The sequence below is a fragment of the Streptomyces sp. SID8352 genome (assembly GCF_009862265.1).
Classification (GTDB): Bacteria; Actinomycetota; Actinomycetes; order Streptomycetales; family Streptomycetaceae; genus Streptomyces.
Genome location: NZ_WWGX01000043.1, coordinates 344,889 through 358,794, shown reverse-complemented (window position 1 = coordinate 358,794; position 13,906 = coordinate 344,889). Strand labels below are relative to the sequence as shown.

The window sequence follows — 13,906 nt, the reverse complement described above, 5'->3', positions numbered from 1 at the left end:
CCGTGTCCGACCACCGACGGGGCAGGGGCCGGGCGTGCTCCGACCGCAGACGAGGCAGGGGGCCCGCCGCCGGGGCGGGAGGGGCGTAGCCGGGGCGGGAGGGACCCCGCCGGGCAGAAGCCCCCGGCCCGCCTACGCCGCCAGTTCGGCCCGGTCCCCCATCACCACCACGGGACGCTTCCCCGGGTCCAGGGTGCGCAGCAGGTACTCCATGCCGGCCCGGGACAGACTGACGCAGGCCGAGGTGCCGCTGCCGTGGTCCATGTGCAGCCAGATGCTCCCGCCCTTGGCAGCGCCCTGCGGGCGGGTCGGGTCGTTCGGCGGGGTGCCCTTGACCCGGTTGTAGTCGACGGCGATCACGTAGTCGAAGTCGTGCCAGTACGGCTTCGCCCACCAGCGCGGCGCGGCGAAGGACTCCGACCGGGTGTACGGCAGCCCGCCCGGGGACGGGTCGGGCAGCACGCCGCCCGCGTCGCTGAGCGTGAACACCCCGACCGGGCTGCGCTTGTCGTCCTCGCGGTGCTCGGTCGCCCACCCCTTCCTGCCGTTGTGCGCCGCCCAGTCGCGCACCCGGTGCCAGGCCGTGCCCTCCTTCGTGTAGAGCACGACCGTGGAGTCGGCGGAGTCCGGGCCGTCGCCGTAGACCGCGACGACCTGGCGGGAGGCGGCGGGGATGAGCTTCTGGAAGCGGTCGCCGATACCGGGCACACGGGTCGGGTCGGCGCTCTCCCGCGCGGGCCCGGCGCCGCCGCCGTCCCCCGCGGCCCGGTCCCCGGGGGCGGTGCCGCTCCGGGGCGGGCCGCCTCCGCAGGCGGTCAGGGTGACCAGGAGCAGTCCCAGGGCCGCCGTCGCGACCGTCTTCCGCCGTGCACCACCGCTTCGCATCCGTCCATGGTCCCACCCTCCCGGGGGCCATCGCGCCGCGTCCGCCCGGGAGTTCACCGGACGACGCCCGCCGCTCCGCCCCCGCGGCCCCGTCCGCCGGGACCTCGCGGTCCCCCGCGTCTCCGCCCGAGGCCCCCGCGCGTCCCCGCTCCCGGCCGGGAAAATAGCTTGCTTCCGTGCCCTTTCGACGCGAACCTTTCACGGTTTGCGGCCTCCTGACGCCGCTGCCGCCCGGCACGCACCGACACGAGCACTGGGACACGATGCGGATCCAAGACCTCCCCTACTCCGACCCCGGCGTGCCGGACGCGCGTTCGGGTCCCCGACTCCTGTGGTGGCTGTTCCGGAACCAGCTGCGCGGCCAGGCCGCGGCGCTGGCCTGGGGACTGCTGCACTTCACCTCGGTCGCCGCCCTGCCGTTCTGCGTCGGGCTCGCCGTCCAGGCCGTGGCGGACCGCTCCGGCGGCCGGCTCGCCCTCGCGGGCGGGCTGCTGGCGCTGTGCTGCGCGGGCAACGCGGTCGGCGACACCTTCCTGCACCGCGCCGCCGTCACCAACTGGATCACCGCCGCCGCCCGCGTCCAGCAACTCCTGGCCCGGAGAACGGCGACGCTGGGCTCCGCGCTGACCCGGCGGGTCGCGGCCGGGGAGGTCGTCGCGGTCTCCACCGGTGACGTGGAGAAGATCGGCTGGTTCGTGGAGGCCGTCTCCCGTTTCACCGCCGCGGCCGTCGCCGTCCTCCTGGTCTGCGTCGGCCTGGTCGTCTACCAGCCCGCCCTGGGCGTCGTCGTGGCGGTGGGCCTCCCGGTGCTGGCCCTCGCCGTGCTGCCGCTGCTGCCGCCCGCGACCCGGCGGGCCGACGTCCAGCGCGAGAAGGCGGGGCGCGCCACCGAACTGGCCGCGGACACCGTCGCCGGCCTGCGCGTGCTGCGCGGCATCGGCGGCGAGGAGCTGTTCCTCGACCGCTACCGCGAGGCCTCCCAGCAGGTGCGCCGCGCCGCCGTGCGCAGCGCCCGGATGTGGTCCCTGATCGCGGCGATCCAGGTCCTGCTGCCCGGCCTGCTGCTGATCGCCGTCGTCTGGCACGGGGTGAACCTCGCCCGGGACGGCCGCATCGACGTCGGCGGACTGGTCACCGTCTACAGCTCCGTCATGATCCTCACCTATCCGCTGCGGCACTTCGAGGAGATCGCGATGGCCTACGCGTCCTCGCGCCCCTCGGCCAAGCGGGCCGCGCGGGTGCTGGCGCTGGAGCGTGCCACGGACACCGGCGGGTCCCGGGCCGCCGAGGTTCCCACCGGTGACCTGCGCGACCCCGGGACCGGCCTGCTCGCCCCGTCCGGCCTGCTGACGGCCGTGGTGTGCGGCGACCCGGACGCCGCCGGGCGGCTGGCGGACCGGCTCGGCGGGCATTCCGCGCAGGACGGCGCCTCGGCGCTGCTGGGCGGCGTGCCACTGGACGAGCTGCCCCTGGACAGCGCGCGCACCGCGGTCCTGGTCCAGGACAAGGACCCGGTCCTGCTCTCCGGCACCCTGCGCGAACTGCTCGACGTGCCCGCCTCGGGGAAGGTCGAGGCCGGGGAGGCGCTGGCGGCGGCCCAGTGCGGGGACGTGCTCGCCGCGCTGGCGCAGGGTTCGTCCGGCGCCGAGGACCCGATGGACGCCCGCGTCACCGAGCGGGGCCGTTCGCTGTCGGGCGGCCAGCGCCAGCGCCTCGCCCTGGCCCGTTCCCTGATCACCGACCCGGAGGTGCTCGTCCTGGACGAGCCGACGTCCGCCGTGGACTCGCACACCGAGGCGCGGATCGCGGAGGGCGTACGGGGTCTGCGCGCCGGGCGCACCACCGTCGTGTTCACCTCGTCGCCGCTGCTGCTGGAGCGCGCGGACCGGGTCGTGTTCCTCCACGGCGGCCGGGTGGCCGCCGCGGGCACGCACCGGGAGATGCTGCGGGCCGAGCCCCGGTACCGGGCCGTGGTGACCCGCGACGCCGAGGCGGAGGCCACCCCGTCCGGCGACGGCGCCCCGGCCTCGGCCCCGGCGGAGCGGACCCCCGACGGCGCGCTCGCCGCGGGTGTCCCGCGTCCGGACGCACCGTACCGACTGCGAGAGATCGAGGAGACGGCATGATCGGCGTCGCGCCCCCGTCGTACGACCCGGCGGCCCCGACCTCGGCGACCACCCTGCCCGTCGGCGCACCGGCCACGGTGCGTGGCTATGTGGCCGAGCTGCTGCGCCGGCACCGGAGCGCGTTCGTGCTCCTCGTCGTCGTGAACACCGTCGCCGTCGTGGCCTCCATGGCCGGGCCCTATCTGCTGGGCGGGCTGGTGGAGCGGGTCTCGGACGGCACGCGGGAACTGCGTCTCGCACCGACCGTCGCGCTGTTCGTCGCCGCGCTCGTCGTCCAGGCCGCCTTTGTGCAGCAGGTGCGGCTGCGCGGTGCGGTGCTCGGCGAACGCATGCTGGCGGACCTGCGCGAGGACTTCCTCGTCCGCTCCGTCGGTCTGCCGCCGGGGGTGCTGGAACGGGCCGGCACCGGTGACCTGCTCTCCCGGATCACCACGGACATCGACCGGCTCGCCAACGCCATGCGCGAGGCCGTGCCCCAGCTGGCCATCGGTGTGGTGTGGGTCGTGCTGCTGCTCGGCGGCCTCGTGGTCACCGCGCCGACGCTGGCGCCCGTCGTGCTGCTGGCGGTGCCGCTGCTGGTGATCGGCTGCCGCTGGTACTTCCGCCGGGCGCCGTCGGCCTACCGCTCGGAGGCCGCCGGGTACGCCGCCGTGGCCGCCGCGCTCGCGGAGACCGTGGACGCGGGCCGCACCGTCGAGGTCCACCGCCTCGACGCCCGCCGCGTGGAGCTGTCCGACCGGCGCGTGCGGGAATGGACCGCGTGGGAGCGCTACACGCTCTGGCTGCGCTCCGTCCTCTTCCCGGTCGTCAATGTCACCCATGTGACCGTGCTGGCCTCCGTCCTGCTGGTCGGTGGGGTGTTCGTCCTCCAGGGCTGGATCGGCATCGGCCAGCTCACGACGGCGGCCCTGATCGCGCAGATGCTCGTCGACCCGGTCGGCCTGATCCTGCGCTGGTACGACGAGCTGCAGGTGGCGCAGGTGTCACTGGCCAGGCTGGTCGGGGTCCGCGACATCGAGCCGGAGGCCGGTGACCCCTCGCTGGCCCCGGAAGGACGGCGGGTCCGCGCCGAGCGGGTGCGCTTCGGCTACCTGGAGGGGGTGGACGTCCTGCGCGGGGTGTCGCTGGAGGTCGCCCCCGGCACACGGATGGCCCTGGTGGGCCCCTCCGGCGCCGGCAAATCCACATTGGGCCGGCTGCTCGCCGGGATCTACGGTCCCCGGGGCGGCCGGATCACGCTGGGTGGGGCCGAGCTGTCCCGGATGGCCGCCGAGCGGGTGCGCTCGCACGTGGCCCTGGTCAACCAGGAACACCACGTCTTCGTCGGCTCCCTGCGCGACAACCTCCGGCTCGCCCGGACCGGCGCCGACGACACCGAGCTGTGGACCGCGCTGGACGCGGTCGGGGCGGACGACTGGGCCCGGGCCCTCGACGGCGGGCTGGACACCGAGGTCGGCTCGGGAGGCTTCGCCCTCACCCCGGCACAGGCCCAGCAGATCGCGCTGGCCCGGCTGGTGCTGGCCGATCCGCACACCCTCGTGCTCGACGAGGCGACCTCCCTGCTCGACCCCCGGGCCGCGCGCCGTCTGGAACGCTCCCTGGCACGCGTCCTGGACGGCCGCACGGTGATCGCCATCGCCCACCGGCTGCACACCGCCCATGACGCGGATCTCATCGCCGTGGTCGAGGACGGGCGGATCAGCGAGCTGGGCGGCCATGACGAGCTGGTCGCGGCGGACGGCGCGTACGCGGCGCTGTGGCGGTCCTGGCACGGGTGACGGGCCCCCGGCGGGGGCGGCGGTGCCAGGACCGGGGCCGGGCGAGGTGGGTGTGCCCCAGGTGGGGCCTGCCGTGTCCCGGAGGTGGGCCCGCTCTCCGGGGCGGACAGGCTCTGCTCACGGCCGGACGGGCTCCGGTCACGGCCTGCGGGCTCCGGTCACGGCCGTTCACCGCGTGCCGTCCGCCGGATGCGCGGACGGGCCGGTGGTGGGGCCACCGCCGGGACGCGCGCGGGCCCGGCGGTGGAGGTTGCCGTCGGCCGGGTGGGGGGTCGCCGGGTGCGCCCGCGTACCCGGCCGCCACCGTGTGACGACGCCCGGCCCGGTGGTCCGCCCCGCCCTGCCGGATGGCGGACGGCCGGTGCCTCCTCGCGGGACGGGGTGGAACACCGACGTCACCGGCCCATGAGCGGTACGCGGGGCCCCGGGCGCGGACCGGCGGGTGCCCGGCCCGGGCCCTGCCGTTGCGGGGTCCCGAGCGAGGGTGGAAGGCTGGAGGGAGGCACCGGTTCGGGAAGCACCCGGGAACCGCGCGGTTCGCCCGGGGGCGAGGCCCGCGCCGCGTGCAGTGGCGGCCCACCGCCGGACACGGCGGGAAGGGGTCCGCACCCACCCCCTGGAGGTACCCGTGAACAGCGCCGACGGATGGGGAGATGACGTCTACCAGCCCGACGGATCCGAGCAGCGGGAGGACACCGGGCTGCTCGACGCCGAGGACACGCTGGAGCACGACGGTGTCAACGACCCCCTCGACCGCGGCTGGTCCCCGCCCGAACGCCCCTGGGCGGTGGAGCACACCGGTGTGACGGCGAGCGAGCGGCACCGGGGCGAGAGCCTGGACCAGCGGCTCGCCGAGGAACGGCCCGACCAGCCCCTCCCCGACGGCGACGGACTGGGCGACTCCGACGGCACCGACGGCGAACTGCTGGACGACGAGGTCGGCGCGGAGCGCTCAGGCCGTCTCGTGGCCCCCGACGAGGGCACCCACGAGGACGAGGAGCCCGCGCTGGTCGCCACGGACGTAGGCATCGACGGTGCGGCCGCGTCCGCCGAGGAGGCCGCCGTGCACATCGTCGACGAGGACTCCCTGCCCCGATGAGCCCACCCGCCACGGAGTGTCCCCCGCGCCACGGACCGGCGGCGCGCCGGACACCCGGCGCCCGGACCGCGCACCCCGCGCACTTCGCCCCTCTCGCACAAGGAGCCGGCATGCAGCAGGACAAGCACCCCGAGTACCGGCCCGTCGTCTTCCGCGACCGCTCCGCCGGCTACGCCTTCCTCACCCGGTCGACCGCGACCAGCGACCGGACCATCGTCTGGGACGACGGCGAGACCTACCCTGTGGTGGACGTGGAGATCTCCTCGGAGAGCCACCCCTTCTACACGGGCAAGGCCCGCACGGTGGACTCGGAGGGACGGGTCGCCCGCTTCGAGCGGCGCTACGGCGGGGAGGGACAGGGCTCCGGCGGCACGGGCTGACCCGCCCACCGCGCTCCCGGTCGGCCGCGTCCGGGGGACGGTGGTGTTGGGGCGTTCGGGCGTTCGGGCGACGGTGGCGTCTCCCGGAGGCCTCGGATGAGTCGGCCGCCTCAGATGAGGTTGAGCGCCGCCGCGCATCCCACGCCGCCGAGCAGCATGAACGCGGGCATCAGCACCTTCAGCTCCACCCAGCTCCCCGCCCGGAACCGCATGCCCTTGGGGGGGCCGATGGGGTACCAGCGCTTGCGGCCCACGGGTATCGGCCACAGGATCGGGCAGCCCGAGATGGTCAGGGCGTCCCCGATGTCGTGCACCAGCGCACCCAGCACGATGGGCAGGCCCAGCCACAGGTACTCCTGGCCGGGGTCGGTGAACAGCCAGCCCGCGCCGCCGTCCGACCTGTCCAGTATCCCGGCGAGTATCCACGCGCTGGTCGCGGCCAGCAGCCAGACCAGCACGTCACTGCCCGACCCGCGCGTCGCCCGCCACAGCAGACCCTCGATGGCGAGCACCATGTGCACGAAGAGGATCGCGAGCACCGCCCAGCGGCCCCCCATGACGGCCAGGGCCGAGGCGCCCCCGCCTATCAGGACCGCCCAGAGCCAGGTGTGCGTCAGGGTGCGGTGGCCGCCGGAACGACGCGGGTCGCCCTGCTTCCTCGTCGCCCTGTACACGGAGTACGACAGCTTGTCGACGATCTCGCACAGGGTCCGCGAGACCGGCCCGAAGGCCCGCGAGATGGTCGCCGCCTTGTGGTCGAGGTCCGGGGCGAGAGCGGCTCCGGCGCAGATCAGGGCCCCGACGAGCAGCACCGGCCAGGGCATGGGACGCCCCGCGGCGGCTGTGGCCGCCCCGACGCCGAGCCAGGCCGCGGCGCCCGACAGAGAGTGTGCTGGTCCCATCATCGCCGCTGCCCGCCCCATTCGTCGTCTGTCGCTGTTCAGTTGGCCGGTCCCGATGACGCGCCCCCGGCGCCCCAGCCTAGCGTTCGCGATCTTCGTGGCGGCAACCGATTCCCGCATCGCGGCCCCGGGCGGGCAAGATGGGTCCGTGACCCTCATCGATCAGCTGCCGCCGACCGCCGACCCCGACGCCCTGTACGAAGCCTTCGAGTCGTGGGCCGGGGAACGCGGTCTCGCCCTCTACCCGCACCAGGAGGAGGCGCTGATCGAGGTGGTCTCCGGCGCGAACGTGATCGTGTCGACGCCCACCGGCTCCGGCAAGAGCATGATCGCGGCAGCTGCCCACTTCGCCGCCCTCGCCCGGGACGAGGTCACCTTCTACACGGCGCCGATCAAGGCCCTGGTGTCGGAGAAGTTCTTCGAGCTGTGCAAGCTGTTCGGCACCGAGAACGTGGGCATGCTGACCGGCGACGCCTCCGTGAACGCGGACGCCCCCGTCATCTGCTGCACCGCCGAGGTGCTGGCGTCGATCGCCCTGCGGGACGGCAAACGGGCCGATGTCGGCCAGGTCGTCATGGACGAGTTCCACTTCTACGCCGAGCCCGACCGGGGCTGGGCCTGGCAGATCCCGCTGCTGGAGCTTCCGCAGGCCCAGTTCGTGCTGATGTCGGCGACGCTGGGGGACGTCTCGTTCTTCGAGAAGGACCTCACTCGGCGCACCGGCCGGCCCACCGCCGTGGTCCGCTCGGCCACCCGCCCGGTGCCCCTCTCCTACGAGTACCGCTACACGCCGCTCACCGAGACGCTCACCGATCTGCTGGAGGCCCGGCAGGCCCCCGTCTACATCGTGCACTTCACGCAGGCGCAGGCCGTGGAGCGGGCGCAGGCGCTGATGAGCATCAACATGTGCACCCGCGAGGAGAAGGACCGGATCGCCGATCTGATCGGCAACTTCCGCTTCACCACGAAGTTCGGCCGCAACCTCTCCCGCTACGTCCGGCACGGCATCGGGGTGCACCACGCCGGCATGCTGCCCAAGTACCGGCGCCTGGTGGAGAAGCTCGCCCAGGCCGGGCTGCTGAAGGTCATCTGCGGCACCGACACCCTCGGCGTGGGCGTCAACGTGCCCATCCGCACCGTGCTGTTCACCGCCCTGACCAAGTACGACGGAAGCCGGGTGCGCACCTTGCGCGCCCGGGAGTTCCACCAGATCGCGGGCCGCGCCGGGCGCGCCGGCTTCGACACCGAGGGCTTCGTGGTCGCCCAGGCGCCCGAGCACGTCATCGAGAACGAGAAGGCGCTCGCCAAGGCCGGTGACGATCCGAAGAAGCGCCGCAAGGTCGTCCGCAAGAAGGCGCCCGAGGGCTTCGTCGCCTGGTCGGAGAGCACCTTCGACAAGCTCATCGGTTCCGAGCCGGAGCCGCTGACGTCCCGCTTCCGGGTGACGCACACCATGCTGCTGTCCGTGATCGCCCGGCCGGGCGACGCCTTCGCCGCCATGCGCCATCTGCTGGAGGACAACCACGAGCCGCGCAGGCAGCAGCTGCGGCACATCCGCCGGGCCATCGCGATCCACCGCTCGCTGCTGGACGGCGGCATCGTCGAGAAGCTGGACCGGCCGGACGCCGAGGGCCGCGTCGTCCGGCTGACCGTGGATCTCCAGCAGGACTTCGCTCTGAACCAGCCGCTCTCCACCTTCGCCCTCGCCGCGTTCGAACTGCTCGACCCGGAGTCGCCGTCGTACGCGCTCGACATGGTGTCCGTCGTGGAGTCCACCCTGGACGACCCCCGGCAGATCCTCGCCGCCCAGCAGAACAAGGCGCGCGGCGAGGCCGTGGCCGCGATGAAGGCCGACGGGGTCGAGTACGAGGAGCGCATGGAGCGCCTCCAGGACGTGACCTACCCCAAGCCGCTGGAGGAACTCCTCTTCCACGCCTACGACACCTACCGCCGCAGCCACCCCTGGGTCGGCGACCACCCGCTGTCGCCGAAGTCGGTCATCCGCGACATGTACGAGCGCGCGATGACCTTCACGGAGCTGGTCTCGCACTACGAGCTGGCCCGCACCGAGGGCATCGTGCTGCGCTACCTCGCCGGCGCCTACAAGGCGCTCGACCACACCATCCCCGACGACCTGAAGTCCGAGGACCTCCAGGACCTGATCGAGTGGCTCGGCGAGACGGTGCGCCAGGTCGACTCCAGCCTGCTGGACGAGTGGGAACAGCTCGCCAACCCGGAGGAGATGACCGCCGAAGAGGCGCGGGAGAAGGCCGATCAGGTGCGCCCGGTCACCACCAACGCGCGCGCCTTCCGCGTCCTCGTCCGCAACGCCCTGTTCCGCCGGGTCGAACTCGCCGCCCTCGACCGGGTCGAGGAGCTGGGCGAGATGGACGCCGACGCCGGGTGGGACGCGGACGCCTGGGGCGAGGCCATGGACAAGTACTGGGACGAGTACGACGAACTCGGCACCGGCCCCGACGCCCGCGGCCCCAAGCTTCTGGTGATCGAGGAGGAGCCGCGCAACGGCCTGTGGCGGGTGCGGCAGATCTTCGACGACCCCGACGACGACCACGACTGGGGCATCAGCGCCGAGGTCGACCTCACGGCCTCCGACGCGGAGGGCCGGGCGGTCGTCAAGGTCACCGATGTCGGCCAGCTCTGAGCACGGGAGCACTCCACCCATGACGAATCCGGCAGAGAGCCTGGTGGCACTGCTCGACCTGGAGCGGATCGAGGTCGACATCTTCCGGGGCCGCAGCCCCGAGGAGTCCCTGCAGCGGGTGTTCGGGGGCCAGGTGGCCGGCCAGGCACTGGTCGCCGCGGGACGCACCACCGAGGGCGACCGTCCCGTGCACTCGCTGCACGCGTACTTCCTGCGCCCCGGCCGGCCCGGCGTGCCCATCGTGTACCAGGTCGAACGGGTGCGGGACGGGCGGTCGTTCACGACCCGCCGGGTCACAGCCGTGCAGCAGGGCCGCACGATCTTCAATCTCACCGCCTCCTTCCACAAGCCCGAGGAGGCCGGCTTCGAGCACCAGGCCCCGCCCGTCCGCGATTTCCCCCACCCCGACACGCTGCCGACGGTCGCGACCGAGATCCGGGAGCACCTGGGCGCCCTGCCCGAGCAGCTGGAACGGATGGCCCGGCGCCAGCCCTTCGACATCCGCTACGTCGACCGGCTGCGCTGGAGCCACAAGGAGATCGCGGGCGCCGAACCGCGCAGCGCGGTGTGGATGCGCGCGGTCGGACCGCTCGGGGACGATCCACTGGTCCACACCTGCGCGCTGACCTACGCCAGCGACATGACCCTCCTCGACGCCGTACGCATCCCCGTGGAGCCCCTGTGGGGCCCGCGCGGCTTCGACATGGCGTCGCTGGACCACGCCATGTGGTTCCACCGGCCCTTCCGCGCGGACGAGTGGTTCCTGTACGACCAGGAGTCGCCGATCGCGGTGGGCGGTCGCGGCCTGGCCCGCGGCCGCATCTTCAACCTCGAAGGGGAGCTGATCGTGTCCGTCGTGCAGGAGGGCCTGTTCCGCAAGGTGGGCTGACCCTCCTGACCACGGGTCGCCCACGGACCCGCGCCGCGTCGTGCGACGCTCCGCGGGCTTGGACGCCACGGCGATGTGCCCCCGTGTCCCGGCTGCCGACCTCGCCGCCGCACCTCCCGGCTCTCCGTCTCCGGCGCCCTCATCCACGCGGCGAAGCCCCCCGTGCCGTCGATCAGCGCCTGGAAGCGGAGGGAGTGGAAGAGGCCGAAGACGGGGTGTCCGCCCGGGAGTTCGGCGTACACCACCGGCGTCGTGGGGACGGGCCGCAGAGCGGTGACGAGGGCCCCGGGATTCCCGGCCTCCGCCGACTCGTCCAGGCCGCCGTGGACGACGACGGGATCAGGCGGGGGAACGGCGCAGACGTCCCAGCAAGGCGCGGAGCCGTGCGTGCGGCCTCGGCGGAACGGGTGTCCCAGCGTCCGCGACCGCCCGGACCCCTCGGTCGCGACCGACCGCCGGAGCCGGGCCGGGAGCCGGAGCAAGGTTGAGGGCGGGGGTGTCCGGCACCGGGTGGAGGGCCCCACGGCTCGGTCGCGGCGCCGCCGGGGGCAGCCCGGCTCGGGCATCGAGGGCCGAGTAGCGGTGGCCGTCCAGTGTCCGGCGGGGTGTGCTCCCTTTCCGCAGGGCCGGGCGGCCGGGCCGCGGTACCGGGGGCCGACCGCGCGCGGCGTCCACCGCGCGGCGCAGGTCCCTCCGGAGCCGTTCGACCTCGTCCGGGTCCGCCGCCGTCATGATCTCCCGGGCCATGCGCGCCGAGGCGGACCCGGGCGCGCCCTGGTGCGGTGGGGGTGGGAGGAAGCGGCGGAGATGGGCCTGTTCGTACGGGTCACTCACGATGTCCGTGACCTCGGCGGGGTCGAGGAACGCGGCCAGGGCCGCCGCGCGCCCCCACGGATGCCCGGCCTCGCGGAGCAGGCGCTCCAGATGCCTTCCCCGCCAGTTGCGGGGACGCAGGTCGAGTCCCCGCGCCAACTGGTCGCGCGGGCCTTCGGACATGCAGCCCTTCAGTACCCGGGCGTGGGACTCGTCAGTGGCGAATCGGCGCAGCTCGGTGGCCGAGTACAGCCAGACGACGGACCGGTAGCGGTTGACGTAGAAGGCCACGGGCACCAGGAGGCCGAGCCGGGCGAGCCGTGTGAAGCGGTCCTTCGCCACCCGCATCAGGGCCGCGCCCTCCGCCGTGCCGACGGCGGTGGCGCCGTCGTACGGTTCCGCGCGTCCGCGCGCCCCTGCTCGCGGGCGGATCGCCTCGGTGCCGGTGAGGGCGGGACCGCCGCCCCCGTGGTCGGGCGGCGCGGGGATGTCGCGTGGGGATGCGGCCGGGCCGGGTCCACCGGCCACGGCTCCGGGACCCCGTGCCGCGCGACGCCGGACCGGGAAGGGTGAGCGGGCGCGGGTGTTCGGCCTGGCGCCGGTCGTGATCCAGGGCGCGGCGAGGTTTCCATGCATGGTCTTCTCCCCGTGGAGTAGGCGGCCGGCGCCGACTGCGCCCGCCAGGAAATGACCGTAGCGGCTGGCACGAGATCCGTGGTGAGCCTGTGGAAAACTCTGAATCCATCCCGCAGGAACAGCGAAGGCGCAGGTCACAGGCCCGTTGGAGAGATCCCTCCGGGCTGTCGCGCGTCCACGTCGAGGTGCTCTCCGACTCTGTTCACCAGCAGCGTCATCTCATAGGCGATCTGGCCGAAGTCGGCCTCGGCACCGCTGAGAACGCACAGGCAACTGCCGGTGCCGGCGGCGGTGACGAACAGCACGGCGTCGTCGAACTCGACCATGGTCTGCCGTACCCGGCCTGCCCCGAAGTGACGCCCCGAGCCCTTGGCGAGGCTGTGCAGCCCGGAGGAGACGGCGGCGAGATGCTCGGCGTCCTCCCGTCGCAGACCGGTGCTCGCCCCGGTCACCAGGCCGTCGTTGGACAGGACCAGGGCATGCCGCACGTGTTCCACGCGCTCCGTCAGGTCGTCCAGCAGCCAGCCGAGTCCCTGGTTGTGCGCCATCTTCCGGTCTCCCCCTGTTGTCCCCGTATGCGGCGTCTCCCCCGGGCCGGGGGATCTGTACGCAAGCCTTCACCACACCCGGCCCACGAGCAAGGAGGATGGGACTCCGGCGCGGAAGTTGACCGACGGGGAATGGCGGGCGACGGTCCCCCACGGCGTCCACGGCACCGGACCGTCCGCCGTCCGCCGTCCGCCGTCCGCGTCGGCAACGGCCTCAACTGGCCCTTGTTCCGTTCCCGCTGGGGACCAGGGGCTGTCCGGCACAGCGAGGAACGCGGTGGAAGGACGTGATCCGGCCGGTCGTGGGCGTGTCGCGGGGAGGGGACGACGACCGGCCTTGCCTCCGCCCCCGTCCCCTCCCTCGACGGCGCCGAAGCCGGTGAGCGATCATGCGGACATGAGCGACGACCGCACGCGTGTCCGGGAGTTCTTCGGCGACCGTGCCGCCGGCTGGGAGCGCCGGTTCCCCGACGACGGCCCCTCCTACGCCGCCGCGATCGGCCGGCTGGAGTTGCGGAGAGGGAGCCGGGTGCTCGACGCCGGCTGCGGCACGGGCCGGGCGCTGCCGCCGCTGCGGTCGGCGGTGGGGCCGTCCGGTGTGGTCGTCGGAGCCGATCTCACGTGCGCCATGCTCCGGGAGGCGGCGCGCGCCGGCCGGGACCGTGAGGGGCACCTGCTGCTGGCCGACGTCACGGCGCTGCCGCTGCGGTCGGGGGCGTTCGACGCCGTGTTCGCCGCGGGGCTGCTCTCGCACCTGCCGGATCCCGCCGAGGGGCTGCGGGAACTCGCGCGGGTCGCCCGCCCCGGTGGGACGCTGGCGCTGTTCCACCCCATCGGCCGGGCGGCGCTCGCGGCCCGGCACGGGCGGCGGCTCACGCCGGACGACCTGCGCGCCCAACCGGTTCTGCGCCGCCTGCTGGAGCGTTCCGGGTGGCGGATGACGTCGTACACGGATGAGGAGACACGCTTTCTGGTGCTGGCCTCCCGGGAGCACTGACGCCGGGCCGCCCGTCCGGGCGGTGTGCGGCGCCATGCAACGCGCAGCAACCCGGCCATGAGGCGGTTCCCCGCGCGGGTGAGCGCCGCCCGCCGTGCCGGTCCGCGCCTCCTCGGCCGCTCCGCCGGGCGGGATCGGTGAGGAGGCACGGCACCGCCTTGGGCCGGTGGCCGACGTGTCGAGACCGCCCT

Annotated in this window: 11 protein-coding genes; 7 read left to right on the top strand and 4 right to left on the bottom strand. The window is 74.1% G+C overall.

Annotated elements, in window-relative coordinates; translation table 11 throughout:
* Positions 1–132: 132 nt before the first annotated feature.
* Entirely contained in the window at positions 133–885 is a 753-nt protein-coding gene (locus tag GTY84_RS15885) for a L,D-transpeptidase family protein (RefSeq protein WP_161226911.1), read from the bottom strand.
* 263 nt (positions 886–1,148) lie between these two features.
* On the opposite strand from GTY84_RS15885, the gene GTY84_RS15880 reads away from it, so the two are divergent.
* From GTY84_RS15880 to GTY84_RS15865, 4 genes are all read left to right on the top strand, one after another.
* On the top strand, positions 1,149–3,011 hold the full coding sequence (locus tag GTY84_RS15880) for an ABC transporter ATP-binding protein (protein ID WP_161226910.1): 1,863 nt from the start codon (positions 1,149–1,151) through the stop codon (positions 3,009–3,011).
* Positions 3,008–4,789 carry an ABC transporter ATP-binding protein gene (locus GTY84_RS15875; protein ID WP_161226909.1) on the top strand — a complete coding sequence of 594 codons (1,782 nt, stop codon included), beginning with the start codon at positions 3,008–3,010 and terminating at the stop codon, positions 4,787–4,789. Before GTY84_RS15880 ends, GTY84_RS15875 begins: the two co-directional genes overlap by 4 nt.
* Positions 4,790–5,417: 628 nt before the next feature.
* Positions 5,418–5,888 carry a DUF5709 domain-containing protein gene (locus tag GTY84_RS15870; RefSeq protein ID WP_161226908.1) on the top strand — a complete coding sequence of 157 codons (471 nt, stop codon included), beginning with the start codon at positions 5,418–5,420 and terminating at the stop codon, positions 5,886–5,888.
* A gap of 110 nt (positions 5,889–5,998) precedes the next feature.
* Entirely contained in the window at positions 5,999–6,268 is a 270-nt protein-coding gene (locus GTY84_RS15865; RefSeq protein ID WP_161226907.1) for a type B 50S ribosomal protein L31, read from the top strand.
* A gap of 110 nt (positions 6,269–6,378) precedes the next feature.
* On the opposite strand, the gene GTY84_RS15860 is transcribed toward GTY84_RS15865, so the two are convergent.
* Positions 6,379–7,173: a metal-dependent hydrolase gene (locus GTY84_RS15860; RefSeq protein ID WP_161226906.1), complete on the bottom strand. Its 795-nt coding sequence runs from the start codon at positions 7,171–7,173 to the stop codon at positions 6,379–6,381.
* A 145-nt stretch (positions 7,174–7,318) separates the two neighbouring features.
* Here GTY84_RS15860 and GTY84_RS15855 point away from each other — a divergent pair, with 145 nt between their 5' ends.
* Entirely contained in the window at positions 7,319–9,832 is a 2,514-nt protein-coding gene (locus GTY84_RS15855; protein WP_161226905.1) for a DEAD/DEAH box helicase, read from the top strand.
* Between the two features lie 19 nt (positions 9,833–9,851).
* A complete protein-coding gene (locus tag GTY84_RS15850; RefSeq protein ID WP_161226904.1) occupies positions 9,852–10,721 on the top strand; it encodes an acyl-CoA thioesterase II in 870 nt (289 codons plus the stop codon).
* A gap of 339 nt (positions 10,722–11,060) precedes the next feature.
* Here GTY84_RS15850 and GTY84_RS15845 read toward each other — a convergent pair whose 3' ends face one another.
* Together GTY84_RS15845 and GTY84_RS15840 are read right to left on the bottom strand one after the other, a co-directional pair.
* Entirely contained in the window at positions 11,061–12,062 is a 1,002-nt protein-coding gene (locus GTY84_RS15845) for a DUF6397 family protein (protein WP_161226903.1), read from the bottom strand.
* Positions 12,063–12,304: 242 nt separating this feature from the next.
* Complete coding sequence (locus GTY84_RS15840; protein WP_161226902.1) at positions 12,305–12,718, bottom strand: roadblock/LC7 domain-containing protein; 414 nt, start codon at positions 12,716–12,718, stop codon at positions 12,305–12,307.
* A gap of 397 nt (positions 12,719–13,115) precedes the next feature.
* Here GTY84_RS15840 and GTY84_RS15835 point away from each other — a divergent pair, with 397 nt between their 5' ends.
* Positions 13,116–13,715 carry a class I SAM-dependent methyltransferase gene (locus tag GTY84_RS15835; RefSeq protein ID WP_161226901.1) on the top strand — a complete coding sequence of 200 codons (600 nt, stop codon included), beginning with the start codon at positions 13,116–13,118 and terminating at the stop codon, positions 13,713–13,715.
* Positions 13,716–13,906 lie beyond the last annotated feature (191 nt).

Coding starts and splice junctions, on each gene's coding strand:
- GTY84_RS15865 (WP_161226907.1), top strand. CDS start 5,999: ATGCAGCAGGACAAGCACCCCGAGTACCGGCCCGTCGTCTTCCGCGAC.
- GTY84_RS15885 (WP_161226911.1), bottom strand. CDS start 885: ATGCGAAGCGGTGGTGCACGGCGGAAGACGGTCGCGACGGCGGCCCTG.
- GTY84_RS15875 (WP_161226909.1), top strand. CDS start 3,008: ATGATCGGCGTCGCGCCCCCGTCGTACGACCCGGCGGCCCCGACCTCG.
- GTY84_RS15840 (WP_161226902.1), bottom strand. CDS start 12,718: ATGGCGCACAACCAGGGACTCGGCTGGCTGCTGGACGACCTGACGGAG.
- GTY84_RS15880 (WP_161226910.1), top strand. CDS start 1,149: ATGCGGATCCAAGACCTCCCCTACTCCGACCCCGGCGTGCCGGACGCG.
- GTY84_RS15850 (WP_161226904.1), top strand. CDS start 9,852: ATGACGAATCCGGCAGAGAGCCTGGTGGCACTGCTCGACCTGGAGCGG.
- GTY84_RS15835 (WP_161226901.1), top strand. CDS start 13,116: ATGAGCGACGACCGCACGCGTGTCCGGGAGTTCTTCGGCGACCGTGCC.
- GTY84_RS15860 (WP_161226906.1), bottom strand. CDS start 7,173: ATGATGGGACCAGCACACTCTCTGTCGGGCGCCGCGGCCTGGCTCGGC.